This is a genomic window from Pseudoxanthomonas japonensis, assembly GCF_010093445.1.
GTDB classification, from domain to species: Bacteria; Pseudomonadota; Gammaproteobacteria; order Xanthomonadales; family Xanthomonadaceae; genus Pseudoxanthomonas_A; species Pseudoxanthomonas_A japonensis.
Genome location: NZ_PDWW01000018.1, coordinates 39572 through 63158 on the forward strand (window position 1 = coordinate 39572; position 23587 = coordinate 63158).

Annotated in this window: 22 protein-coding genes; 8 read left to right on the forward strand and 14 right to left on the reverse strand. The window is 68.1% G+C overall.

Translation table 11 applies throughout. From position 1 onward, the window contains the following. Positions 1 to 26: 26 nt before the first annotated feature. From CSC78_RS12680 to CSC78_RS12690, 3 genes are all read left to right on the forward strand, one after another. On the forward strand, positions 27 to 1610 hold the full coding sequence (locus CSC78_RS12680; RefSeq protein WP_162338225.1) for a calcineurin-like phosphoesterase C-terminal domain-containing protein: 1584 nt from the start codon (positions 27 to 29) through the stop codon (positions 1608 to 1610). Positions 1611 to 1612: 2 nt separating this feature from the next. Beyond that, the gene (locus CSC78_RS12685; RefSeq protein WP_162338226.1) at positions 1613 to 2188 is read left to right on the forward strand and encodes a YdeI/OmpD-associated family protein; all 576 of its coding nucleotides are present in this window, start codon (positions 1613 to 1615) and stop codon (positions 2186 to 2188) included. A gap of 92 nt (positions 2189 to 2280) precedes the next feature. Beyond that, on the forward strand, positions 2281 to 3150 hold the full coding sequence (locus tag CSC78_RS12690) for a cupin-like domain-containing protein (RefSeq protein ID WP_162338227.1): 870 nt from the start codon (positions 2281 to 2283) through the stop codon (positions 3148 to 3150). Between the two features lie 179 nt (positions 3151 to 3329). On the opposite strand, the gene yddG is transcribed toward CSC78_RS12690, so the two are convergent. From yddG to CSC78_RS12710, 4 genes are all read right to left on the reverse strand, one after another. Further along, positions 3330 to 4211: an aromatic amino acid exporter YddG gene (gene yddG, locus CSC78_RS12695; RefSeq protein WP_162338228.1), complete on the reverse strand. Its 882-nt coding sequence runs from the start codon at positions 4209 to 4211 to the stop codon at positions 3330 to 3332. Continuing rightward, positions 4208 to 4912, reverse strand: a complete 705-nt coding sequence (gene mtnC, locus CSC78_RS12700) for an acireductone synthase (RefSeq protein ID WP_162338229.1) — start codon at positions 4910 to 4912, stop codon at positions 4208 to 4210. Before mtnC ends, yddG begins: the two co-directional genes overlap by 4 nt. Positions 4913 to 4991: 79 nt before the next feature. After that, positions 4992 to 5552, reverse strand: coding sequence for a 1,2-dihydroxy-3-keto-5-methylthiopentene dioxygenase (locus CSC78_RS12705; RefSeq protein WP_162338230.1), 561 nt, complete (start codon positions 5550 to 5552; stop codon positions 4992 to 4994). Positions 5553 to 5647: 95 nt separating this feature from the next. Next, complete coding sequence (locus CSC78_RS12710; RefSeq protein WP_162338231.1) at positions 5648 to 6289, reverse strand: methylthioribulose 1-phosphate dehydratase; 642 nt, start codon at positions 6287 to 6289, stop codon at positions 5648 to 5650. A 111-nt stretch (positions 6290 to 6400) separates the two neighbouring features. Here CSC78_RS12710 and CSC78_RS12715 point away from each other — a divergent pair, with 111 nt between their 5' ends. Then, a complete protein-coding gene (locus CSC78_RS12715) occupies positions 6401 to 6730 on the forward strand; it encodes a high-potential iron-sulfur protein (protein ID WP_162338232.1) in 330 nt (109 codons plus the stop codon). A 57-nt stretch (positions 6731 to 6787) separates the two neighbouring features. Here CSC78_RS12715 and CSC78_RS12720 read toward each other — a convergent pair whose 3' ends face one another. Both CSC78_RS12720 and CSC78_RS12725 read right to left on the reverse strand, forming a co-directional pair. Further along, positions 6788 to 8218 (reverse strand): amino acid permease, encoded by a 1431-nt coding sequence (locus CSC78_RS12720; RefSeq protein WP_162338233.1) that lies wholly within the window; start codon positions 8216 to 8218, stop codon positions 6788 to 6790. 76 nt (positions 8219 to 8294) lie between these two features. Then, entirely contained in the window at positions 8295 to 9767 is a 1473-nt protein-coding gene (locus CSC78_RS12725) for an amino acid permease (RefSeq protein ID WP_162338234.1), read from the reverse strand. Positions 9768 to 9952: 185 nt separating this feature from the next. On the opposite strand from CSC78_RS12725, the gene CSC78_RS12730 reads away from it, so the two are divergent. After that, positions 9953 to 10501 (forward strand): NUDIX hydrolase, encoded by a 549-nt coding sequence (locus CSC78_RS12730; protein WP_162338235.1) that lies wholly within the window; start codon positions 9953 to 9955, stop codon positions 10499 to 10501. Between the two features lie 30 nt (positions 10502 to 10531). Here CSC78_RS12730 and serA read toward each other — a convergent pair whose 3' ends face one another. Beyond that, positions 10532 to 11773 carry a phosphoglycerate dehydrogenase gene (serA, locus tag CSC78_RS12735; protein WP_162338236.1) on the reverse strand — a complete coding sequence of 414 codons (1242 nt, stop codon included), beginning with the start codon at positions 11771 to 11773 and terminating at the stop codon, positions 10532 to 10534. 192 nt (positions 11774 to 11965) lie between these two features. Between serA and CSC78_RS12740 the strand changes: the two genes are divergently transcribed. From CSC78_RS12740 to CSC78_RS12750, 3 genes are all read left to right on the forward strand, one after another. Next, a complete protein-coding gene (locus tag CSC78_RS12740) occupies positions 11966 to 13354 on the forward strand; it encodes an FAD-binding oxidoreductase (protein WP_162338237.1) in 1389 nt (462 codons plus the stop codon). Between the two features lie 88 nt (positions 13355 to 13442). Continuing rightward, on the forward strand, positions 13443 to 13742 hold the full coding sequence (locus CSC78_RS12745) for a DUF2388 domain-containing protein (RefSeq protein ID WP_162338238.1): 300 nt from the start codon (positions 13443 to 13445) through the stop codon (positions 13740 to 13742). Continuing rightward, complete coding sequence (locus CSC78_RS12750) at positions 13742 to 15565, forward strand: DUF7844 domain-containing protein (RefSeq protein ID WP_162338239.1); 1824 nt, start codon at positions 13742 to 13744, stop codon at positions 15563 to 15565. Before CSC78_RS12745 ends, CSC78_RS12750 begins: the two co-directional genes overlap by 1 nt. A gap of 8 nt (positions 15566 to 15573) precedes the next feature. Here the strand turns inward: CSC78_RS12750 and yeiP are convergent, their stop codons facing one another. From yeiP to CSC78_RS12785, 7 genes are all read right to left on the reverse strand, one after another. Next, positions 15574 to 16140 carry an elongation factor P-like protein YeiP gene (gene yeiP / locus CSC78_RS12755; RefSeq protein WP_093486429.1) on the reverse strand — a complete coding sequence of 189 codons (567 nt, stop codon included), beginning with the start codon at positions 16138 to 16140 and terminating at the stop codon, positions 15574 to 15576. 32 nt (positions 16141 to 16172) lie between these two features. Continuing rightward, complete coding sequence (locus CSC78_RS12760) at positions 16173 to 16943, reverse strand: SDR family NAD(P)-dependent oxidoreductase (protein WP_162338240.1); 771 nt, start codon at positions 16941 to 16943, stop codon at positions 16173 to 16175. 160 nt (positions 16944 to 17103) lie between these two features. Beyond that, positions 17104 to 19662 carry a sensor domain-containing protein gene (locus tag CSC78_RS12765; RefSeq protein WP_162338241.1) on the reverse strand — a complete coding sequence of 853 codons (2559 nt, stop codon included), beginning with the start codon at positions 19660 to 19662 and terminating at the stop codon, positions 17104 to 17106. Further along, on the reverse strand, positions 19659 to 20570 hold the full coding sequence (locus tag CSC78_RS12770) for a hydroxymethylglutaryl-CoA lyase (protein ID WP_162338242.1): 912 nt from the start codon (positions 20568 to 20570) through the stop codon (positions 19659 to 19661). Before CSC78_RS12770 ends, CSC78_RS12765 begins: the two co-directional genes overlap by 4 nt. Then, the gene (locus CSC78_RS12775) at positions 20567 to 21196 is read right to left on the reverse strand and encodes a hypothetical protein (protein ID WP_162338243.1); all 630 of its coding nucleotides are present in this window, start codon (positions 21194 to 21196) and stop codon (positions 20567 to 20569) included. The genes CSC78_RS12770 and CSC78_RS12775 overlap by 4 nt, the downstream gene beginning before the upstream one ends. Beyond that, complete coding sequence (locus CSC78_RS12780) at positions 21193 to 23184, reverse strand: acetyl-CoA carboxylase biotin carboxylase subunit (protein WP_162338244.1); 1992 nt, start codon at positions 23182 to 23184, stop codon at positions 21193 to 21195. The genes CSC78_RS12775 and CSC78_RS12780 overlap by 4 nt, the downstream gene beginning before the upstream one ends. Further along, a complete protein-coding gene (locus tag CSC78_RS12785; RefSeq protein ID WP_162338245.1) occupies positions 23184 to 23585 on the reverse strand; it encodes a VOC family protein in 402 nt (133 codons plus the stop codon). Before CSC78_RS12785 ends, CSC78_RS12780 begins: the two co-directional genes overlap by 1 nt. Positions 23586 to 23587 lie beyond the last annotated feature (2 nt).

Consider the following 23587-nt stretch of genomic DNA (forward strand, 5'->3'; position numbering starts at 1 on the left):
CGCCGGTCGCCCCCGCTGGAGTCGCCGTGCGCGCTTCGCTGACCGTCTTGCTGCTGGCCTGCCTGGCCGTCCCCGCCCATGCGCTGCCGCCGCCCTGCAGCAGCGGCTTTGTCTTCGAGGACCGCAACGGCAACGGCGTGCGCGATGCCGGCGAACCCGGCATCCCCGGCATCAAGGTCTCCGACGGCGTGCAACTGGTCACCACCAGCGCGGACGGCGGGTACGACGTGCCGTACGAGGACGGTCGCACGCTGTTCGTCGTCAAGCCGGCCGGCTACGACGTGTCGGTGCGGCCGGACGGCATGCCGGATTTCTGGCACAACCGGCAGTACCACAAGGGCCCGGCGCTGAAGTACGGCGGCACTCCGCAACGCCAACCGGGCTGCAGGCATTTCGGCCTGCGTCCGCGTGGCGAAGCGACAACTGCCGGTGAATTCGAGGCCCTCTTGCTGGCCGACAGCCAGACCGCCTCGGTGCAGGACGTGGACTACTACTGGCGCGACATCGTGCAACCGCTGGTGGGCAAGCACGGCGCGTCGCTGGGGCTGACGCTGGGCGACATCGTCAACGACGACCTGGCGCTGTATCCCGAGATGCTGCGCACGACGATGAGCCTGCAGGTGCCGTGGCTGTTCATTCCCGGCAACCATGACCTCGATTTCGATGCCGCCAGCGACGCGGATTCGCTGCGTACGTTCCGCCACCACCTGGGGCCGGACACGTTTGCATGGGAAGAGGACGCGGTGACCTTCATCGGGCTGGACGACATCATCTACCGGCCGGGCGAGTCGCCGTCCTACCTGGGCGGACTGCGCGAGGATCAGTTCGCCTTCCTGCAGGCGTACCTGCCGACCGTGCGCAGGGATCGCCTGCTGGTGATCGGCGTGCATATCCCGTTCTTCGAGGAGGGCGCGCGTGGGTTCCGCGCGGCGGATCGCGAGCGGCTGTTCGCGCTGCTGAGGGATTTTCCGCACGTGCTGCTGCTCAGTGGGCATACCCACACGCAGCGTCACTGGTACCACGATGCCGCCACCGGCTGGCACGGCACGCAGCCGCTGCACGAGTACAACGTCGGCGCGGCCTGTGGTGCGTACTGGTCGGGCGTCAAGGATGCGGCGGGTATTCCGGACAGCACCATGGCCGACGGCACGCCGAATGGCCATGCGCGCTTGCGCGTGCGGAAGGGCGGCGAGTACACGCTGTCGTGGCATGCGGCGCGCGCGAAGGACGACAGCGGCATTGGCCTGCATGCACCGAACGTCCTCCGCAAGGGGGCGTACCCGGCCTGGGGCGTCTACGCGAACGTCTACATGGGCGAGGCGGACACGCGGGTGGAGTACCGGGTCGACGGCGGCGAGTGGAAGGCGATGAAGCGCGTCGAGCAGCCCGATCCATCGCTGCTGGTGGAGAACATGCGCGACGACCTGGCCGACGCACTGCGTGGCTACGACCGCTCCCCCGAAGCCGAACCGTCGCATCACCTGTGGCGCGGCGCACTGCCCACCGATCTTGCCGAGGGCGAGCATCGCGTGGAGGTCCGTGCCTTCGACCGCTGGCGCGGCGAGACCACCGCCCACACGAGCTACCGTCTGCAGACCGCCACACCCTGACCATGGCCAGCCCGGACCTGCCCATCGAGCACTTCGCCGATCCGGCCGCGTGGGAATGCTGGCTGGAACGTCATCCGCAGTCGTCAGGCGTGTGGCTGAAGATCGCCAAGAAGGACACCGGCATTCCGTCGGTGACGTATCCCGAAGCGCTCGACGTCGCGCTGTGCCATGGCTGGATCGACGGGCAGAAGAAGGGCTTCGACGCGCAGTTCTTCCTGCAGCGCTTTACGCCGCGTCGCGCGCGCAGCACCTGGTCGAAGATCAACGTGGCGAAGATCGACACCTTGAGCGCGGCGGGCCGCATGCGGCCGGCGGGACTGCGCGAAGTCGAAGCCGCGAAGGCGGACGGACGCTGGGACGCGGCCTACGACGGCGCGAGGTCGATGGACGTGCCGCCCGAGCTGGCGAAGGCGCTGGCCAGAAACCGCAAGGCCAAGGCGTTCTTCGACACGCTGGACAAGACCAACCGCTATGCCGTGTGCTGGCGCGTGCAGACGGCAGTGAAGCCGGAAACGAAGCAGGCGCGGGTGGAGAAGCTGGTCGCCATGCTTGCCCGGGGCGAGAAGATCCACGGGTGAGGGGCTGCCGACAGGCGGTGGCCTGGCCGGTCCCGGTGCGTTTCAGCGTGGGGTAGCATGATGCCGTCAGGGGGCGGCGACAGGGGGTTTCGATGTTCCAGTGTTTTGATTCCGGTTTGCCCGTGGGCAAGCTGGACCGCGTTCCGTTCACCTTCAAGCATCGCCTGCTGGACCATCCGGCGCTGACCATGGAGGGACTGGCCGAGTCGCTGCCGCAGTTGTCCCCGGAGTGCATCACCTACTCCAAGGGCCTGTCCGACCTGTCGATCAACTTCGACCGCGCGCATCTCGAGCACGGCAATGGCCTCAGCCTGCGCGAGACCATCGAGACGATACGCACCTCCAACTCGTACATCGCGGTGCGCGACCCGGTAGCGCACCCGGCGTTCCGCGACCTGTACGAGTCCCTGCGCGCCGAGATGACGGAACTGCAGCGCCAGAGCGGCAACTCGCAGGCGATCCACGAACCGCGCATGTGGCTGTTCATCGCATCGCCCAATGCAATGACGCCGTTCCACTTCGACCGCTATTCGAACGTGCTCATGCAGATCCGCGGCAGCAAGGAAGTGGCCGTATTCCCGAACTTCCGGCCCGACATCGTGCCGGTGGACATCTGCGAGGCCTACATGGACCGCAAGGAAGTGCAGGCACCCTGGCACCCGGACCTGGACGCGCATGCGATCAAGTTCGATTTCCGGCCGGGCGATACGCTGCATATTCCCTACACCTCCGGCCACTACGTGAAGAACGGACCGGAGGATGTGTCGATCTCGCTGTCGTTCTTCTTCCAGACCGACGAAACGCTGCGCTGGACGCGGGCGATGCAGTTCAACCATCGCGTCCGCAAGCGCGTGCAGCGCTTCGGCGTGACGCCGTCGCCTGTCGGGCATAACCGGTATGTGGACGGCGCAAAGGCCAGGGCGCTGCCGCTGCTGTCGATGATGTGGAGGCTGGCCAGCTGAAACCCCGCAAGCCCTGAAACGCGGAACGCCCCTCGTCGAGGGGCGTTTCCTGTGAGGACCTGGCGGGCGAGCGGAGGCTGGCGGGCTGGGTTCACATGGCTGGCTGGCGGATGGCTGGCTTGCGACGTGGCGCGCAGTCTAGGCAATCGCGCAACGCCGTGCAGGAACGCGAATCGCTCTCACCGCGACGCACGGCTGGCGCGGACGCTCAGCCACGCGCCGGCCAGCAGCAGGACGACCGCCACCGCCTGTATCCAGTGCGCCTCCGCACGGCCCGATGCCACCAGCAGCAGGGTGGACAGCAGCGGCGCGAGGTAGGACAGGCTGCCGAGCAGGGCGATGTCGCCGTGCTTGGTGCCGTGGTCCCACAGCCAGAACGCCGCGCCCACCGGCCCGATGCCCATCAGCAACAGCACGACCCACTGGCCCGCGGTCGGCACGACGGTCTGTTCGCTGAGCAGGTGCGCGACCGTGCCCAGCACGGCGACCCCCGCACAGCCCACGGTGATGGCCGCGGTGGGCACGTCGGCGTAGCGGCGATTGAGCACCGAATACAGCGACCAGATCAGCGCCGCGCCCAGTGCCGCGAGATAACCCGGAACGTGGGCGGGTTCGACCTGCAGACCACGGCCGCGGGTGACCAGCAGGACAGCAGCGACCAATCCGAGCGCGGTGCCCAGCCATTGGCCCGGCCGCACCGCGACGCCGCCGATGAGGCCCGCGAACACCACGATCAGCAGCGGCCACAGGTAGTTCAGCAGGTTGGCTTCCACCGCCGGCGCGCGTTTCAGCGCGATGAAGTACAGCGCGTGGTAGCCGAACAGCGCGAACGTCGACAGCGCGAGCGCAGGCAGTGGCTGACGCAGCTCACGCCAGCCTGCGGTGCCGCGCAGCGTGGCGCGGACCAGCCCCAGGACGGCGGCAATGCCGAAGCCGATCGCCAGTACCTGGAATGGCGGCAGGTTGCCGGTCGCCGTCGTGAGCAGGGCCAACGACGCCCACAGCAGGATCGCGACCAGCCCGACCAGCGTGGCCTGTCGCTGCGCGGCGGCGCCGTTCACGCGGTAGGCAGCGGAATGTCGGCGAAGGACACGACGCGTGCGTGCCCGCGCGATGCGTCGCCGGTCCGCGGCTGCGGGTAGTCGTCGAGCCGGTCCACCAGCTGCGTCTGCAGGCCGGCCTCGCGCGCAGCGTCCAGTTCCTCGACGACGTCGGACAGGAACAGGATGCGCTCAGGTGCGATGCCGATGCGGTCCGCGATCGTGCGGTAGCTGTCGGCCTCGCGCTTGCCGCCGATCTCGGTGTCGAACCAGCCGGAGAACAGCGGCGTCAGGTCGCCCGCATCGCTGTGGCCGAAGAACAGCTTCTGTGCCGGCACGGAGCCGGACGAGTACACGTAGAGCGGATAGCCCTGCGCATGCCAGTCGCGCAGCGCCGGCGCGGCGTCGGGATAGATGTGCGCGGCGAAGTCGGCATCGCGGTAGCCGGCTTCCCAGATCAGGCCCTGCAGCGCCTTCAGCGCGGTGTGCTTGCGGTCCTGGTCGATCCAGCCCTGCAGCGTCTCGACGATGACGTCGTCGCTGCAGATGCTGCCGTGTTCCGTGGCCACCACGTCCAGCCAGCGGCGGACGTCCGGTTCCTGCCCGTGCTCGCGCACGAAGCCGGGCAGGGCACGCCGCGCATACGGGAACAGCACGTCCTTCACGAACGAGATGCTGCTGGTGGTGCCTTCGATGTCGGTGAGGATGGCGGAAACGGGCATGGGATTCCTGTAGAGCGGAGCTCGCTCCGCTGCGCTTGTTCGGACGGTTGTGCAGCCGGGCAAGCCCGGCTCTGGACGGTCAATGGCCGTCGGTCAGGCCTTCGTAGCGCGGGAACTGCTGCGCCAGCGTGGTGCCGGTGAAGTGGCCCACCCAGCCGTCCGGCTCGGTGAAGAAGCGGATGGCGACGAAGCTCGGTTCCGGCCCCATGTCGAACCAGTGCAGCGTGCTGTCGGGCACGCCGATCAGGTCGTCCTTCACGCACTCGACCTCGTAGACCTTGTCGCCCAGGTGCAGGGTGAACAGGCCCGAGCCGGCCACGAAGAAACGCACTTCGTCTTCCTTGTGGTAATGCTCGTCGAGGAACTTGGCGCGCATCGCCTCGCGCTGCGGGTTGTCCGGCGCGATGCTGACCACGTCGACGGTCTTGAATCCGCGCTCGGCGACCAGCCGGTCGATGTCGGCGCGGTAGGCGTCGATCACGTCCTCCGGCGAAGCACCGGGCGCGATCGCCTTGCTGGCTTTCCAGCGTTCGAAGGTCACGCCGAGCTTCTTCAGTTCGGTGGCGATGAAGTCGGGGTCGTAACTGGCGAACTCCGGCGTGGCCGGGTCGGATTCGTTGAAGATGCGCAGGCGGCTCATGGCGATGGCGTGAGGCGGCGAGGGGGACGCTAGGGTAGCAAACCCGGTCCCTGCGCCCTGTTGCAACATCGGAACGGCGCGATAACCGCCGGTTATCAGCGCCGGCAGCCGAGCTTGCGCAGCTCCAGTTCCGCGGCGAACAGGAACTCGAACGCCTCCAAGTGGCGGCGTGCTTCGGCCATCGTGCGGCCCCACGCATACAGGCCGTGGCCGTCGATCAGGTAGCCCCACAGCGGCTGGCTGTCGAGCAGCGCGTCGACCTGCGCGGCCAGCGTGGGCATGTCCTGGGTGTTGGCGAACACCGGCACGTCAATGGCCATCTCGTGCGTGCTGTTGCCGTGGAAGGCCTTCAGCAGCTCGAAGCCTTCCAGGCGGACGTGGCCGGCGCCGGCGAACAGGCGCGACGCCACGGTCTGCACCAGCGAATGGGTGTGGAGCACGCAGCCGATCTCGGGGTAGCGGCGGTACAGCTGCGTGTGCAGCAGCGTTTCCGCAGACGGGCGATGGTCGCTCCCGACCGCCTTGCCGTCGAAATCCACCACCATGATGTCCCCCTCAACCAGACGCCCCTTGTCGCGGCCGGAAACGGTGATCGCGGCATGCCGCTCGTCCAGCCGCTGCGAGAAATTGCTGCTGGTGGCCGGCGTCCAGCCCAGCTGCGCCAGTTCGCGCACGTTGGAAATGATGGACTGCGCGCGGTCGCGCAGCTGGTCGGCGTCGTAGGGCAGGGTGTTCATGCCGCGCATTCTAGCGGAAGGCCCGCGGCGCCCCTGTCGATTGATCCAGCGCAATGCGGCCGCCGGTCGCCGCGCGGAGACTGGCTACTCCCTTCCGCAGGTACCCAGCCGATGAGCCACGATGCCTCCCGCCGCCGCTTCCTGACCACCACCCTGACTGCCGCGGCCGTAGCGCCGCTGGCCTGGCACAGCCTGCGTGCCGACGCCGCCGCACCGGCCGCGTTGCCGAAGCTGGATGCCGCCAATCCCACCGCCAAGGCGCTGGCCTATACCGACAATGCGGCGACCGCCAAGCATCCCAAGCACAAGGCGGGCGACCATTGCGCGAACTGCAATTTCTTCAAGGCCGCCGCGGGCCAGGCCTACGGCCCCTGCACACTGTTCCCCAAGAACTCGGTGGCCGCGGCTGGCTGGTGCAGTGCCTGGGCCAGGAAGCCCTGACAGGACGTGAAAAAAAAGCGCGGCCTGGCCGCGCTTTTTTCACCCCCGGAGCCGGGTTCAGCGCTTGCCGCGCAGGCGGCTGTGGCGGAAGCCGTAGAGGAAGTAGATCAGGAAGCCGACCGCGGTCCACACCGCCATCAGCATCCAGTTGTGGGCGGTCATCGCCGACAGCAGCGCCAGGCAGCTCAGCACGCCCAGGGAGCAGACCAGCCACGCCATCGGGATGCGGAACGGCCGCGGCAGGTCGGGTTGCGTGCGGCGCAGGACCAGCACGCCGACGCACACCGAGGCGAAGGCGATCAGGGTGCCCATCGAGGTCAGTTCGCCCAGCACGTCGAGCGGGAACAGCGCCGCCAGCAGGGCGATGCCGATGCCGGTGATCACCGTATTGATGTGCGGCGTGCGGTACTCCGGATGGATCTTGGTGAACACCGGCGGCAGCAGACCGTCGCGGCCCATGATCATGAAGATGCGCGGCTGGCCGATGATCATCACCAGCACCACCGACGACAGACCGATCAGGGCGCCGATTTCCACGATCACGCGCAACCAGCCGAGCTGGGGATGCGCGGCGACCGCGGTCACCACCGGCTCCGCGGTGCCCAGCGCGGTGTAGGGCACCAGGCCGGTCATCACGGCCGCCATGCCGATGTACAGGAGGGTGCAGATCACCAGCGAAGCCAGCATGCCGATCGGCAAATCCTTCTGGGGACGATGCGACTCCTGCGCCGCCACCGAGACCGCTTCGAAGCCGATGTAGGCGAAGAACACCATCGCCGCGCCGCGCAGCACGCCGTCCCAGCCGAACTTGCCCGGCCCCTCGTTCGCGGGAATGAAGGGCTGCCAGTTGCCCGGATCGACATACTTCCAGCCGGCGACGATCACCAGCACGATCAGGCCCGTCTTGAGGACCACCATCGCCATGTTCATGGCCGTGGATTTACGGATGCCGACGTAGCACAGCCAGGTCAGCAGCAGCACGATCGCCGCGGCGGGAAGATTGGCGATTGCACCGGTGGGGCGCAGCTGCGCGTCCAGCGGCGCGCTGACCAGCGCCTGTGGCAGATAGATGTTGAAGTGTTCTAGCAGGCTCAGGAAATACCCGGTCCAGCTGACCGCCACCGCCGAGGCGGACACGCCGTATTCCAGCACCAGCATCCAGCCGATGAACCAGGCGGCCAGTTCGCCCAGCGTGGCGTAGGTATAGGTGTAGGCGCTGCCGGACACCGGCACCATCGCCGCGAACTCGGCATAGGCCAGCGCGCAGAAGGTGCAGCACAGCGCGGCCAGCACGAACGACAGCATGATCGCCGGGCCGGCATGGTTGGCCGCGGCCTGGCCGGTAATGACGAAGATGCCACCGCCGATCACGGCGCCGATGCCCAGCGCGGTCAGGCCCCAGGGGCCGAGCGTGCGGCGCAGGCTGAGCCCTTCGGCCTCTTCATGGGCGGCGTGGGGATGTTTGGTGGACAGGAGCTGTCGGAGCATCGTGCGTGGTCTCGGAGCGGTGTCGAGGTATGCCATCAAAAAAGGCCGGCGGTACGGCCGCCGGCCTTCCGGTGGATCAGGTCGGCTGCCTGAGTTTGCTGTTCCAGAAGCCGTAGGTGAAGTAGACCACCAGGCCGAGGATCGTCCAGCCCACGAAGATCTTCCAGTGCTCGACGAAGGGCTGCCAGAACAGGTAGAGGCACGCGACCACGCCCAGCGGACAGATCACGATGGCCATCGGCACCTTGAACGGGCGCGGCATCTCGGGGCGCGTGTAGCGCAGGATCAGCACGCCGGCGCACACGGTGGCGAACGCGAGCAGGGTGCCCATCGACACCAGTTCGCCCAGCACGTTGAGCGGCATCAGGCCGGCCAGCGCGGCGGCCAGCACGCCGACGATGATGGTGCCGACGTAGGGCGTGCGGTACTTGGGGTGCACCCGGCCGAAGAACTTCGGCATCAGGCCGTCCTTCGCCATGCTGTAGAAGATGCGTGGCTGGGCCATCAGCATCACCAGGATGACCGAGGAGAGGCCGGCGATCGCGCCGATCTCCACCGCCGTCTTCAGCCAGGCCAGGTTCGGGTAGGGCTCCAGCGCGGTGGCGACCGGCTTTGCGGTCCCCAGCAGCGTGTAGTTGGTCATGCCGGTCAGCACGGCGCACACGATGATGTAGATGACGGTGCAGATGGCCAGCGAACCGAGGATGCCGACCGGCATGTCGCGCTGCGGATTCTTGGCTTCGCCGGCCGCCGTGGAGACCGCGTCGAAGCCGATGTAGGCGAAGAACACGATGGCGGCCGCGCGGGTCACGCCTTCGAACCCGAACTTGCCCGGGCCTTCGTTGGCCGGGATGAACGGCGTCCAGTTGGCCGGGTCGATGTACGTGGCGCCGATGCCGATGAACAACACGATCACCGTGACCTTGATCGCCACCACGATGGCGTTGACGAAGGCCGACTGGGTGATGCCCACGTAGCACAGGCCGCTGATGGCGGCGACGATGGCGATGGCCGGCAGGTTGAGGATCGACCCCGTTGCGATGAAAGTGTGGCCGTCCCAGTTGATCGGCGCCTGCGCCAGTTCGGTCGGGAAGGGCAGGTGCAGCGTGGTGGTCAGGAAGCTGATCAGATAGCCGGACCAGCCCACGGCCACGGTGGCCGAGGCGAACAGGTATTCCAGCACCAGGCACCAGCCGATGAACCAGGCCACGAACTCGCCCAGGGTGGCGTAGGAATAGGAGTAGGCACTGCCGGAGACCGGCATCAGCGCGGAAAACTCGGCATAGCACAGGCCGGCCAGGGCACAGGCGAAGCCGGCCATGACGAAGCTCAGCATGATCGCGGGGCCGGCGTGGTTGGCCGCTGCCTGGCCGGTCAGCACGAAGATGCCCGCGCCGATCACCGCGCCCACGCCCAGCAGCACCAGGTGCTTGGCGGTCAGCGTCCGTTTCAGGGTGGCTTCGCCGTCCAGGCTGCCTTCGAAGGGTTCACCGGCATCGACGTGGCCTGCCGGCGCGACCGGCTTGACCCTGAACAGAGCTTTGAGCATTCGCAGCGTCCCCTTGAAAGACTGGATGCCGACGAAGAACTCCGCCGGGCGGTGGCAACGGTCATGGAGGCGGCCCCCATGGAAGGCCGTACCTTGCCAAAGCGGGCGGGGGATCACAAGCGCGGGTGCAGCATGACCGGCGATAATCGCGGCCCATCGCCCGCCTTCGAAGAGAAAACCACGCCGTGTCAGTCGCTCATGCCGTCCTCCGCGAACAGTTGGCCACCTACGGACGACGCTGGCCTGCCGAAACCGGGGTGGTGGGCCAGTTCCTCGCCCTGCTCGACGAGCCTGCCGATCCCTTCGTCCGGGAGCGGCTGGAAGGCCACCTGACCGGCGGCGCGTGGCTGGTGAGTGCGGATGGACGCCGTACCCTGCTGACCCACCACCGAAAACTGGGGCGCTGGCTGCAACTGGGCGGCCATGCGGACGGCGACAGCGACATGGCGCGCGTCGCGCTGAAGGAAGCGGAAGAGGAGTCGGGCCTGTCGGACCTGTCCGTGGAGGGCGACATCTTCGACCTCGACCGCCACTGGATACCCGAGCGCAAAGGCGTGCCCGGCCACTGGCACTACGACGTGCGCTACGTGGTTCGCGCCAACGGCAGTGAGGACTATGTGGTCAGCGAGGAATCGCTGGACCTGGCCTGGCGCGAGATCGGACCGATCGCGGACGAGCCGGACGAATCCCTCAGCCGCATGGCGCGCAAGTGGCTGGCACGGAGTACCGCGTAGGGTGGGCCTTGGCCCACCGTCCTGGACGCATCAATAGAGCACGCGCACCCGCAGCGTGCCGTCGATCGCCGCCATCGCATCGCGCAGGCTGGCGGTCTGTTCCTCGTCCGCGGTCACGTCGATGACCACGTAGCCGACCTTCGGGTCGGTGCGCAGGAACTGGCCGTCGATGTTGATACCACGGTCGCGGAAGATGTCGTTGATCTGCGACAGCACGCCCGGCACGTTGCGGTGGATGTGCAGGATGCGGCGGCTGCCCTCGTGGCCGGGCAGGGTCACCTCGGGGAAGTTCACCGACGACAGCGTGCTGCCGTTGTCGCTGTAGCGCACCAGCTTGGCCGCCACTTCGATGCCGATGTTGTCCTGCGCCTCCAGCGTGCTGCCGCCGACGTGCGGGGTGAGGATGACGTTGTCGAGGCCGCGCAGCGGCGACTCGAACAGCTCCGCATTGCCCTTGGGCTCCAGCGGGAACACGTCCACCGCCGCGCCGCCGAGCTTGCCGGCCTTCAGTGCGTCGGCCAGCGCGTCGATGTCGACCACGGTGCCACGCGACGCGTTGATCAGGTGCGCGCCGGGCTTCATCCGGGCGATCTGTGCCGCGCCGAACATGTCCTTGGTGGCCGCCGTCTCCGGCACATGCAGCGTCACCACGTCGCTCTGCGCCAGCAGGTCGTCCAGGCTCACGGCCGAACGCGCATTGCCGAGCGACAGCTTGGTCTCGATGTCGTGGAAGAGCACGTGCATGCCCAGCGCTTCGGCCAGCACGCCGACCTGGGTGCCGATGTGGCCGTAGCCGATGATGCCCAGCGTCTTGCCGCGCACTTCGTGGCTGCCCGCGGCCGACTTGCTCCAGCCGCCGCGGTGGCATTCGGCGTTCTTCTGCGGAATACCGCGCATCAGCAGGATGGCTTGCGCGATGACCAGTTCGGCCACGCTGCGCGTGTTGGAGTAGGGCGCATTGAAGACCGGGATGCCGGCCAGTTCCGCCGCGTCCAGGTCCACCTGGTTGGTGCCGATGCAGAAGCAGCCCACCGCGATCAGGCGGCGCGCCTGCGCCAGCACATCCTCGCTCAGGTGGGTGCGCGAGCGGATGCCGACGATGTGCGCCTCGGCGATGCGGCGCTTCAACTCGTCTTCCGGCAGCGACTTCTCGTGGAACTCGATCTGCGAATAGCCGGCCGCGCGGAACGTCTCGACGGCCGTCTGACTGACCCCCTCCAGCAACAGCACGCGGATGTCCTGCTTCGGGTACGAGGTCTTCTTGATCGACATTGCCGGAAAGGTCGCAGCGGAGGGGAAAGGGTCGTCACTATGCCAGATGGGAGACATCGATGGTGCGGCGCGCCATGGAAAGCTCGGTTGCTGTTTTCCGGCTTGGTTGCCCCTGAAACCAAGGCGCGTTTCGGCTGGACGCCATCGGGCTTCGCTGGCACGCTGGGCGCCCCCGAAAGTCCTGCCCCCGCAATGAGCGATCCACGCCTGGAAGCCCTGCAGCACGCCGTCCCGGCGCTGCGCCTGAAGACCGATCCTGCCGATCTGGAACACTACGGTCGCGACTGGACCCGTCGCTGGGCGCCATCGCCGCTCGCCATCGCGTTGCCGGCGACGGTCGATGAGGTGCAGGCGGTCGTGCGCTGGGCGAACGAGCATCGCGTGGCGGTCGTGCCGTCGGGCGGACGCACCGGCCTGTCCGGCGGCGCGGTGGCGGCGAACGGCGAACTGGTGCTGAGCCTGGAGCGCATGAACCAGGCGCTCGATTTCAATGCGGTGGACCGCACGCTGACCGTGCAGGCCGGCATGCCGCTGGAGGCCGTGCACAACGCCGCGCGCGACCACGGCCTGGTGTATCCGGTGGACTTCGCCGCGCGCGGGTCCTGCGCGATCGGCGGCAACATCGCCACCAATGCCGGCGGCATCCGCGTGATCCGCTACGGCAATACGCGCGAATGGATTGCCGGATTGAAGGTCGTCACCGGTGCTGGTGACGTGCTGGAGCTCAACAAGGCGCTGATCAAGAATTCCAGCGGCTACGACCTGCGCCATCTGTTCATCGGGTCCGAAGGCACGCTCGGCATCGTGGTGGAGGCCACCGTCCGGTTGACCGATCCGCCGCCGCCGACCAACGTCATGTTGCTGGCGCTACCGTCGTTCGAGGTACTGATGCAGGTCTTCGCCGCGTTCCGCGAACGTCTGCAACTGGAGGCGTTCGAGTTCTTCACCGACCGCGCGCTCGAGCACGTGCTGGCGCACGGCGCGCAGAAGCCGTTCGACGAGGTGCACCCGTACTACGTGGTCACCGAGTTCGCGATCGGCGATGAGGCCAGGGAAGCCGCGGCAATGGCGGCCTTCGAGGCCTGCATGGAGCAGGGCTGGGTCAGCGACGGCGTGATCAGCCAGTCCGATGCCCAGGCCGCCCAGCTGTGGCGCCTGCGCGAGGGCATCACCGAGGCGCTGGCGCGTTATGTGCCGTACAAGAACGACGTGTCGGTGCGCATCTCGGCCATGCCGGCGTTCCTGGCCGAGACGCAGGCGCTGCTCGGCGAGGCCTATCCGCAGTTCGAGGTGGTGTGGTTCGGCCATATTGGCGACGGCAACCTGCACATCAACGTGCTGAAGCCGGACGGCATGGAGAATGCGGACTTCGTCACCCAGTGCGAGCAGGTCACCAAGCTGTTGGCGGCGTCGCTGAAGCGCCACCACGGCAGCATCTCGGCCGAGCACGGCATCGGGCTGGTCAAGAAGGGTTATCTGGAAAGCACGCGCAGCGCTGGGGAAATCGCGGTGATGCGCGGCATCAAGCAGGTGCTGGACCCGAACGGACTGATGAATCCGGGCAAGCTGTTCGACACCTGACGATACCGCCGGATTCAGCCTCGGAGCGTCGATTGCAGGTAGTCTTTGCGCACCGCGCCAGCCACGGCGTTCCCCCGTTTGGATGTCCATGTCCCGATTGATCCTGGCCGGCGTGTTGCTGGCGTTCTCCGTGCCGGCGTTCGCCGGCAGCTTCGCCGGCTCGTCCGCCGGCGCGTCTTCGGCCGGTTCCTCTGCCTCGTCCGACAGTTCGTCCGGCGACGACAAGATCGTCGTGCAGGCGCGCGAAGATGCGGCCAGCTTCGTCGCCAGCGACGGCCGTATCCGCGGTGCGCAGCTGGAAGCCGCATTGCGCCACCTGCGCGAGAAGGACGAAGCCGCACGCAAGGCCAGCGACATGCAGCTGGCGCAGGCTATCCTGGCCCGCTGATGCACGCGCGTCGGCCCCGGGGCCGGCGCATCGCCGCGCTCCTGCTGTGGGCGTGGCTCGGCCCGGCCGCCACGGCGGCCGCGCTCGACATCGACGCCACGAACCTCGCACCTGACGATGTTGCCGCGACGCAGGCGCTCGTCGATGACGTACTGCCACGTCTGCCCGAGGCGTGGCGCGATGGCCTGCCGTCCAACCTGGTTCTGCAATGGCGCGACGATCTGCCACCGCATGTCGCGGGGCGACGCAGCGGCCATCGCATTCTGCTTCCGCGCCGCCTGTTGCAGGGATGGGAGGCGCGCGACGCCGTGCCGCCTGACGATGCTTCGTTGCGCGAGGTGCGCGCGGCGCTGGTGCACGAACTGGCGCACAGCTACGACCGCGCCCAGGGCAACGTGCTGTCCGGCGATCCGCGCCTGCGCGATCTGGCGGGATGGCAACGCAGCGTGTTGCCGCTCGCCGGTCGTCGTTCGCGCAACGATTTCGTCGCGCGGATGCCGGATCCCTATGAACTCGAGCGTCCGTCCGAATTCGTGGCGGTGAACCTCGAGCACTTCGTGCTCGATCCGACGTATAGCTGCCGGCGTCCGGCACTGCATCGCCATCTCGCGACTCACTTCAACCTGTCGGCCGGAGCGGAGGCGTGCGCGCCCGGGTTGCCGTTCCTTGACGTCGATGCCGAAGCGGGCGATGCCTCGTTGCTGGCGCTGGATCCCTCGCGCGTCTATGCCGTCGACTACCTGCTGGCCGAGGGCAACACCCAGGCGATGAGCCGCTGGGGCCACAGCATGCTGCGGCTCGTGATCTGCGCGCCCGGGCGTGCGCCGGGGCCCGATTGCCGCTTCGACCTGGCCCACCATCGCGTGCTGTCGTTCCGCGCCTTCGTCGGCGACGTGCAGATCTCGGGCTGGCGCGGACTGACCGGTTCGTATCCGTCGCGCCTGTTCCTGCTGCCACTGGATCAGGTGATCGAGGAGTACACCCGGGTCGAGCTGCGCGGCCTGCAATCGATTCCGTTGCGGCTCCAGTCGCAGGACATTGCGTCGTTGCTGGAGCGGGCCGGCCAGTTGCACTGGAGCTACGACGGACGTTACTACTTCATCAGCAACAACTGCGCGGTCGAGACCTGGAAGTTGCTGCACGAGGGCGTACCGAGGTTGTCCGGCGAGTCGTTCGCCAGCATCACACCGACTGGCCTGCTGAAGAAGCTGGCGCGGCGCGGCATCGCGGATACCGGCGTGCTGGACGACACGGAAGAAGCGCGCCGGCTCGGCTACTACTTCGAACCGATGAGCGCACGTTACGAATCCTTGTTCGCCGTCGCGCGCGAGTCGCTGGCGCTGCCGCAGCAGGATGTGCAGGCCTGGTTGACGCTGTCGCCGACCGAACGGGCCGCGTGGTTGCCGCACGCGGATCTGCGCGCCAGTGCGGCGCTGCTGGTACTGGAGACCGCCGCGCAGCGTCGCCAGCAATTGCTGCTGCGCGACGAGCTGAAGCGACGTTACTTCGGCCGCGATGCGCCGGCCGACATCGCGCACGCACTGCAGGCCTTGCGCACGTGGCTGGGCGATACGGGTTTCGTCAGCCGCCCGTCGGAACTTGTGCCGGAGGGCTACGGATTGCCGCAGGCGGAGGAGCGTGAACGCATCGCGGACGAAGCCCGCGTGCGCGTGGCCCGCCTGCGCGAGCAGGACGGGGTGCTGCGGGAAGAACTGGAGCGCTGGCTGCCCGCCGACCAGCGCGAGGTGCTGCAAGGCATCGAGGCGAACCTGGAGACGATCGTTGCGCGCCTGCGCGCACTGGATGCGGCAGGCGCGTCGTAACCGCGGACTCAGTCGGCGCGGCCGCCGAACTCGCCCGTGGTCGTGTTCACCAGGATGCGCTCACCGTTGGTGATGTACTCCGGCACCATGATCTCGATGCCGGTGCTGAGCCTGGCCGGCTTCGGGCGCTTGGTGGCGGTGCCGCCCTTCAGTTCCGGCGGCGTTTCCACCACTTCCAGCGTCACGTGCTGCGGCAGCTGCAGTGCGACCGGCAGTTCGTCGATCACCTGCACGTAGCAGCCGCTCAGGCCATCGGTGATGTAGCCGGCATCGTCGCCGATGACGTTGGCGTCCAGCGTGTAGGGCGTGTAGTCCTCGTCGTCGAGGAACACGAACGCATCGCCGTCCTTGTAGGAATACGTCGCCTGGCGGCGCAGCAGTTCCACCTCGCTCAGGTTGTCGTCGGCGTCGAAGCTGGCATCCAGCTTGTTGCCGCCCGGCACGCTGTACATGATGAAACGGAAGCGCACGTTGCCGCCGCGACCCTGCGGCGAGCTGCGCTCGATGTCGCGGATCTGGTACACGCCGCCGTTGTGTTCGACGACGTTGCCCTTCTTGATGTCGAAAGCTTTCATGGAGATGACCGTGAGTAAGGTAAGAACAGGGGTTACTTCGGTGCGAGCCGCACGGCGCCGTCCAGGCGGATGGTCTCGCCGTTGAGGTAGGGGTTGCCGAGGATGTAGGCGACTAGGTCGGCGAACTCTTCCGGCTTGCCCAGGCGGGACGGGAAGGGGATCGAGGCGCTGAGCGACTGCTGCACGGCCTCCGGCATGCCATCGACCATCGGCGTCCAGAAGATGCCCGGGGCCACCGTCATCACGCGGATGCCGAAGCGCGACAGTTCGCGCGCCATGGGCAGGGTCATGCCGACCACGCCGCCCTTCGAGGCCGAATACGCGGCCTGGCCGATCTGGCCTTCGTACGCCGCCACGCTGGCGGTGTTGACGATGATGCCGCGCTCGCCGTCGGCATTCGGTGTGTTGTGCTGCATCACGTCCGCCGCCGCCTTGGCCACGTTGAAGCTGCCGACCAGGTTGACCATCACCGTGGACTGGAAGGTAGACAGCGGCATCGGTGCTTCCTTGCCGAGCACACGGCCGGCGCCGAGGATGCCGGCGCAGTTGATCGCCGCGTTCAGGCCGCCCAGGAAATCCTTCGCCGCCGCCACGTTCGCCGCCACGCCGGCTTCGTCCGTCACGTCGGTGCGGAAATAACGGGCATTGGCTTCGCCGAGCTCGGCGACGGCAGCCGCACCCTTGTCGTCGTTGACGTCGAACAGCGCGGCCTTGCCGCCGTGGGCGACGAGGTGACGGGCGACGGCCAGGCCGAGGCCGGAAACGCCACCGGTGATGACGGCGCGGGTATCGGAGAGCTGCATGCGGCGGACCTGCTGCGGAAAAGGCGGCATTTTACGCGATGGCGGGTGGCGGGCGGCATGGCCGGGGTAGCCCGTGTGGGAGCGACGTCAGTCGCGATGCCTTCCCGGTAAGGCCCCATCGCGACTCACGTCGCTCCCACAAGACGCGGGAGAGTGCCGCTCAGGCGTGCTGCACCCGCTCCAGCGGGGCATCGGCGAGCCGGCGCGCGAATTCGTCCGGCGACAGGCCGGGGGCGAACAGGAAGCCCTGGCCGACCGGCACCCCGAGGTTCAACAGAAACTGGCGCTGGGCTTCCGATTCCACGCCTTCGGCCACCAGGCCAAGGCCCAAGCTGCGGGCGATGGCCGAGACCGCCTGGCAGACCGCGACGTCGGAGCGGTTGTTGGGCACGCCCTCGGTGAACAGCGGGCTCAGCTTCAGTCCATGGATGGGCAGGCGGCGCAGGTAGTTCAGCGCGCTGTAGCCCTCGCCGAAATCGTCGATGGTCAGCAGCACGCCCAGCTGCCGCAGGTCGGCGAAGGTGCGGAGCGTGGCGGGAGCGTCCTCGATCAGCACGCGCTCGGTGAACTCCAGTTCCAGCGCGCTGCCGGGCAGGTCGAACTCGGCCAGGATGGCGCGCACCCGGTCGGCGAGGTCGTCGCCGGCGAACTGCCGGTACGACACGTTGACCGCCACCCGCACGATGCCGAGTCCCATGTCGCGCCACGCGGCCACCTGACGACAGGCTTCGCTCAGCACCCAGCTGCCGATGCGCACGATGTCGCCGGTAGTTTCGGCGTGGCTGATGAAGACGTCCGGGCGCAGTTCGCCCAGCTGGTGGTTCTGCCAGCGGATCAGCGCCTCGCCGGCGATGATGCGGCCGTTGCGCAGGTCGACCTGCGGCTGGTAGACGAGGCGGAATTCCTCGTTGTCCACCGCGCGGCGCAGCTGCGTCTCGATCTGCAGGCGATCCTGCTGCCGCTGGGCAAGCTCCTGGGTGAAGCTCTGCCAGCCGTTGCGCGCGCGATGCTTGCTGTCGTACATCGCGATGTCGGCGTTCTGGATCAGCTGCTGCGGCCGCAGGCCGTCGCCGGGCGCCACGGCAAGGCCGATGCTGGCGGTGATGGCGAATTCGTCCTTGCCGAAACGGAACGCATCGGCGAACGCGCCCAGCACCGCATGCGCCATCGCTTCGGGCTGGTGAGGGTCTTCCCCGGCGTCGCAGATCACCAGGAACTCGTCGCCACCGAAGCGCGCGATCATGCCCTCGGTGCCGACCGCGCCACGGATGCGGTCCGACGCCTGCACCAGCAGTTCGTCGCCGGCGTTGTGGCCCAGCACGTCGTTGACCATCTTGAACCGGTCGAGGTCGATGTACAGCACGGCCACGCGCGCACGCTCGGGATCGGCCAGTCGCGCGCCGAGTTCGGTCAGCACGGCATCGCGGTTCATCAGCCCGGTCAGCGGATCGGTGCGCGCCTGGATGCGAAGCGTTTCCTCCGCCTGCTTGTCCTGCGAGATGTCCTGCATGGTGCCGGTGATGCGCGAGGCGCCGGGATCGCCCGGTTCGGCATCGCCGATCACGCGGATCCAGAACGGGTGGCCGTCGGCCTGGGTGCCCTGCAACTCCAGGTCGAAGCCCTGGCCGCCGGCGGTGATCAGGTCCAGCGCGCCGCGCAGGCGGCGGCGGTCGGTTTCGCGCAGGCACGACAGCATGTCGCCCAGCGTGACCAGCGGGCGTGCCGCGCCGAGGATGCGCTGGGCTTCGTCGGTCAGGTACATGCGGTCGCGGCCCAGGTCCCATTCCCAGCCACCGATGTGGGCCAGCGACTGGGCGCGGTCGAACAGCGCGCTGTCGCGCTTGAGTTCGGTGACGTCGCTGAACAATGTGCTGACCTGCGACGGCGTACTGGCGCCCGGCGCGAACTGCGGCACCGAGGTGGCGGTGAGCCACAGCAGTTGCTTCTTTTCGCGGTGGTACAGGCCCAGCAGCACGCTCTCGATCATCTGGCCGGTATCGAGGGCGCGTTGCGCGGGCAGTTCGTGGCGCGCCATCTCGCGGCCATGCTCGTCGACGATGTGCCAGCGGCCCAGCGCCAGTTCCTGGTCGGCGCGCTGGTCCTCGCGGATGCCGAAGATGCGCATCGCGGCGCCGTTGCAGTACTGCACCTCGAGGTCGCGGTTATGCACCACGATGCCCTTGTCGATCGTCTCCATCAGCTCGCGGTAGCGCATCTCCGCCAACCGGCGGCTGCTGATGTCGCGGGCGACGGCGACGATGCTCTTGCGGCCGTCGAAATTGATGTTGGCCGAGTGCACTTCGACCGGGAAGCGCGTGCCGTCGCCGCGCATGTTGGTGACCTCGATGACGTAGGTCTCGCCGCGGTTGAGCGTTTCCCACACCGGCACCAGGTGATCGCGCGGCAGGTCGGGATTGAGCACGTTGATGTTGCGCCCGACGATCCCGTCGCGCGGACGCTTGTAGGCCAGCGTGCCCGCCTGGTTGAGGTCGAGGATGGTCCCGTCCTCGGCGAGGATGCTGACCGGGTCGGGCACGGCGTCGAACAGGTTGCGATAGCGCGAGCGCTCGGTGTCCGCTTCGTGCTGCTTGGCGAGGAGCGCTTCGCGCGCGTCGCGGAGCAGGTCGGCAGTGGCGGGATGGGTCTCTGCGGCGGCCGCGCGTTCCAGCGCGGCGGCCAGCGCCATCACGTCGACGTCGCTGGCCGGGCCGTGCGTCATGCGGCCGCCAGGGCCTTGCCGACGCGGCTGCCGGTCTCGCGACCCAGCCGGGTCGCGAGCCAGCGTCCTGTCTCCGCCAGCAGGTCCAGGTCCACGCCGGTGCGCAGGCCCAGGCCGTGCATAAGGTAGACCACGTCTTCGCTGGCGACGTTGCCGCTGGCGCCCTTGGCGTAGGGGCAGCCGCCCGCGCCCGAGACGGCCGAGTCCACCACGCGGACGCCGACGTCGAGACAGGCGAGGATGTTCGCCAGCGCCTGTCCGTAGGTGTCGTGGAAGTGCACCGCCAGCGCCGGCATCGGCACCTCGGCGGCGACCGCCTTCAGCATGTCGGCGGCCTTGCGCGGCGTGCCAACGCCGATGGTGTCGCCGAGCGAGATCTCGTAGCAGCCCAAGGCATGCAGTTGCTTCGCCACGCGGACCACATCCGCCAGCGGCACGTCGCCCTGGTAGGGACAGCCGAGCACCGTGGAAACGTAGCCGCGAACCCTCACGCCATCGGCGGCGGCGCGTTCCAGCACCGGGCGGAAGCGTTTGATCGACTCGTCGATGGAGGCGTTGATGTTCTTGCGGTTGAACGCCTCGGACGCCGCGGTGAACACCGCCACCTCCTCGACGCCGACGGCACGGGCGCGGTCGTAACCGGTCTCGTTCGGGACCAGCACGGGGTACGCCGTGCCGGGACGCCGCTGGATGGCGGTGAACACCTCGGCGGCATCGGCCAGCTGCGGCACCCATTTGGGGCTGACGAAGCTGGTGGCTTCGATGCTGAGCAGGCCGGTGCGCGACAACCGGTCGATCAGTTCGACCTTGTCGGCGGTGGCGACCAGGGCCTTCTCGTTCTGCAGGCCATCGCGCGGGCCGACCTCGACGATGCGGACGAAATCGGTGCTGGAGGGCAGGGCACTCATGGGCGCTTCCCGTCCTTGGCGCGACGCATGCGCAGCGTCTTGTCACGGCCGTCGAAGGCGTCGAACAGGGTCGGCTCGGACTGCAGCAGCTTGCGGAGCTGTTCCGGCCGGCCTTCGAACAGGTAGGTGCTGGCGTCGGCCTCGCGTGCCTTCAGCGAGCCCTGCTGCACGCGTTGCATGATGTCCACCGTATCGAGCATGGCGATCTGCAACGTATCGTCGTGGATACGGTATTTCAGCAGGGTGACCGCGCTCGCCGGCATGCCTTTCGGGATCGGCGGTGCGGCCGCCTTGCCGGTGCCGAACAGGCCTTCCAGCTCCTTGAAGCCCAGGGCGAGATAGTGCTGGCCGTCCAGTTCGAATCCGAGCGCGTCGAACTGCGGGGCATCGGTGCGCGCGGCATCGTACAGGCGAACGCGGCACGCACTGTCCACGTCCGCATGGTCGTCCTTGCCCAGCGGTATGCGGTCCTGCGGACTGTTCGGCAACGGGATCCATCGGCCGACCAGGGCGGGATCGCAGGCCAGCGGGGCCGGCGGTTGTTCGAACAACACGCAACCGCCCAGCAGGCAGGGCGCCAGCAGGGCGACCGCCATGCGCCATGAGGAAGACAGGACGGACGTCACTCCAACGCCACCAGCACGGTGTCGGCGTCGACGAAATCGCCCGCCGCCGCGCGCAGTTCAGCCACCACGCCGGCGCGTGGTGCCTTGACGGCCAGTTCCATCTTCATCGCTTCCATCACCAGCAACTCCTGTCCTGCGTCCACGCTGTCCCCGATCCGCGCCCTGACCACCACCACCCGGCCCGGCATCGGCGCGATGATGCGGCCGTCCCCGCCGCTGTCTCCGCCCGCCGTCCGCTGGTACGCCGGCAGCGTCTCCAGCGTGGCACGCCGGTCCCCGTCGTGCAGGGTGAGACGGTTGCCATGGCGGTGGATGCGGAAGCGCCGTGCCTGATCATGGATACGCAACTCGAGCAGCCCAGCGGTCAGTCTTGCGCCGGCGACCGGGTGCGTCGCGCCGTCCACCTCCACGGCATAGCGGCCGCCATGGCCGTGCGCCAGCACCTCCCAGCGCTGCTCGCGGTGCTGGAAGGCCAGCGGGCGGCGGCCTGCGTGACCCAGGCGCCAGCCGTCGGCGATCGCCCACGGCGAGCCCGGATCGCCCGATACGGCAGCATCGGTGCGTGCGGACACCTCCTGTTCCAGCAGGACGGCGACGGCGGCCGCCACCTGCAGGTCGCTCGTCAGGGTCGGCGCCGGCATGAACTCGTCCAGGTGGCGGTCCAGGTAGCCGGTATCGATGCGCCCCTCCACCACGGCAGGATGCCGGGCGAGCTGCTCAAGGAAGCCGATGTTCGACTTCGGCCCGACGATGTCGCAGTCGGCCAGTGCGTCGCGCAGGCGCGCCAGCGCGGTTGGCCGGTCCTCGCCCCAGACGATCAGCTTGGCGATCATCGGGTCGTAGAAGATGGTGACCGTGTCGCCTTCGATGACGCCGGCATCGAGGCGCACCCGGGCCGAGGGTGCGGGCAGTACCAGCGACTCCAGCCGTCCCGATCCCGGCAGGAAGCCGGCCTCGGGATCTTCCGCGTACAGGCGCACTTCGATGGCATGGCCACGTTGCACGATGGCCTCCTGCGCCAGCGGCAGCGGTTCGCCCGCGGCGACGCGCAGCTGCCACTCCACCAGATCCAGGCCGGTCACCATCTCGGTGACGGGATGCTCCACCTGCAGGCGGGTGTTGATCTCCATGAAATAGAACTGGCCGTCGGGATCGACGATGAACTCCACCGTGCCCGCGTTGGCGTAGTCGATCGCCTGCGCGGCCTTCACCGCGGCATCGCCCATGGCCATGCGCAGGGCGGGGGTCAGGAACGGCGACGGAGATTCCTCCAGCACCTTCTGGTAGCGGCGCTGGGCGGAGCATTCGCGCTCGTTGAGGTGCAGGGTATGGCCATGCGTATCGGCGAACACCTGGATCTCGATGTGGCGCGGCGACTGTACGTAGCGCTCCAGCAGCACGCGGTCGCGGCCGAAGGCGTTGGCGGCCTCGCGCTGGCAGCTTTCCAGCTGGGCGATGAAGTCCTCCAGCCGGTGCACCACGCGCATGCCCTTGCCGCCGCCGCCATGCGCGGCCTTGATCATCAGCGGGAAGCCGATGCGCGCGGCTTCGCGCGACAGCGTGTTCGGCGACTGGTCCTCGCCGGTATAGCCAGGGACGACCGGCACGCCGGCAGCGGCCATCAGTTCCTTGGCGCCGGCCTTGCTGCCCATCTTGCGCATGGAGGTGCCGGATGGACCGATGAACACCATGCCGGCCGCTGCGACGGCATCGGCGAAGTCGGTGTTCTCCGACAGGAAGCCGTAGCCCGGATGGATGGCCTGGGCGCCGGTTTTCTTCGCCGCGTCGAGGATGGCATCGCCACGCAGGTAGCTCTCGGCCGGCCGCGGGCCGCCGATCAGCACCGCCTCGTCCGCCTGGCGCACGTGCTGGGCGTCGGCGTCGGCCTCGGAGTACACGGCGACGGTGCGGATGCCGAGGCGGCGGCAGGTGCGGATGACGCGGCAGGCGATCTCACCGCGGTTGGCGATCAGGATCTTGGAGAACATCAGGATTGGGCTTCCGCAGGCAGGTGGCAGACGGCTTCGATGTTGTGGCCGTCGGGATCGATGGCGAAGGCGCCGTAGTAGTCCGGGTGGTAATGCGGACGCAGGCCCGGTGCACCGTTGTCGCGCGCGCCGGCGGCAAGGGCGGCTGCATGGAAAGCATCCACCTGGGCGCGGGTCTGCGCACTGAAGGCGATGTGCGATCCGCGGCCGGGTGTGCCGCTGCCCCGACCGACCCAGAAGTGCGGGCGGCCGGGCGGCCCGAAGCCACAGCCTTCATAAGCCCCGGTTATGTCGCGGGTGACTTCCATGACGACGCCATGGCCGAGCGTGGCGAGCACGCGTTCGTAGAACGCACGGCTGGCGGCATAGTCGGCGACTTCGATGCCCAGGTGGTCGATCATGC

Excerpts from the sequence above, each read along its gene's own strand:
- CSC78_RS12685 (WP_162338226.1), top strand. The coding sequence starts at position 1,613 with ATGGCCAGCCCGGACCTGCCCATCGAGCACTTCGCCGATCCGGCCGCG.
- CSC78_RS12690 (WP_162338227.1), top strand. The coding sequence starts at position 2,281 with ATGTTCCAGTGTTTTGATTCCGGTTTGCCCGTGGGCAAGCTGGACCGC.
- mtnC (WP_162338229.1), bottom strand. The coding sequence starts at position 4,912 with ATGCCCGTTTCCGCCATCCTCACCGACATCGAAGGCACCACCAGCAGC.
- CSC78_RS12705 (WP_162338230.1), bottom strand. The coding sequence starts at position 5,552 with ATGAGCCGCCTGCGCATCTTCAACGAATCCGACCCGGCCACGCCGGAG.
- CSC78_RS12710 (WP_162338231.1), bottom strand. The coding sequence starts at position 6,289 with ATGAACACCCTGCCCTACGACGCCGACCAGCTGCGCGACCGCGCGCAG.
- CSC78_RS12715 (WP_162338232.1), top strand. The coding sequence starts at position 6,401 with ATGAGCCACGATGCCTCCCGCCGCCGCTTCCTGACCACCACCCTGACT.
- CSC78_RS12720 (WP_162338233.1), bottom strand. The coding sequence starts at position 8,218 with ATGCTCCGACAGCTCCTGTCCACCAAACATCCCCACGCCGCCCATGAA.
- CSC78_RS12725 (WP_162338234.1), bottom strand. The coding sequence starts at position 9,767 with ATGCTCAAAGCTCTGTTCAGGGTCAAGCCGGTCGCGCCGGCAGGCCAC.
- serA (WP_162338236.1), bottom strand. The coding sequence starts at position 11,773 with ATGTCGATCAAGAAGACCTCGTACCCGAAGCAGGACATCCGCGTGCTG.
- CSC78_RS12740 (WP_162338237.1), top strand. The coding sequence starts at position 11,966 with ATGAGCGATCCACGCCTGGAAGCCCTGCAGCACGCCGTCCCGGCGCTG.
- CSC78_RS12745 (WP_162338238.1), top strand. The coding sequence starts at position 13,443 with ATGTCCCGATTGATCCTGGCCGGCGTGTTGCTGGCGTTCTCCGTGCCG.
- CSC78_RS12750 (WP_162338239.1), top strand. The coding sequence starts at position 13,742 with ATGCACGCGCGTCGGCCCCGGGGCCGGCGCATCGCCGCGCTCCTGCTG.
- yeiP (WP_093486429.1), bottom strand. The coding sequence starts at position 16,140 with ATGAAAGCTTTCGACATCAAGAAGGGCAACGTCGTCGAACACAACGGC.
- CSC78_RS12760 (WP_162338240.1), bottom strand. The coding sequence starts at position 16,943 with ATGCAGCTCTCCGATACCCGCGCCGTCATCACCGGTGGCGTTTCCGGC.
- CSC78_RS12765 (WP_162338241.1), bottom strand. The coding sequence starts at position 19,662 with ATGACGCACGGCCCGGCCAGCGACGTCGACGTGATGGCGCTGGCCGCC.
- CSC78_RS12770 (WP_162338242.1), bottom strand. The coding sequence starts at position 20,570 with ATGAGTGCCCTGCCCTCCAGCACCGATTTCGTCCGCATCGTCGAGGTC.
- CSC78_RS12780 (WP_162338244.1), bottom strand. The coding sequence starts at position 23,184 with ATGTTCTCCAAGATCCTGATCGCCAACCGCGGTGAGATCGCCTGCCGC.
- CSC78_RS12785 (WP_162338245.1), bottom strand. The coding sequence starts at position 23,585 with ATGATCGACCACCTGGGCATCGAAGTCGCCGACTATGCCGCCAGCCGT.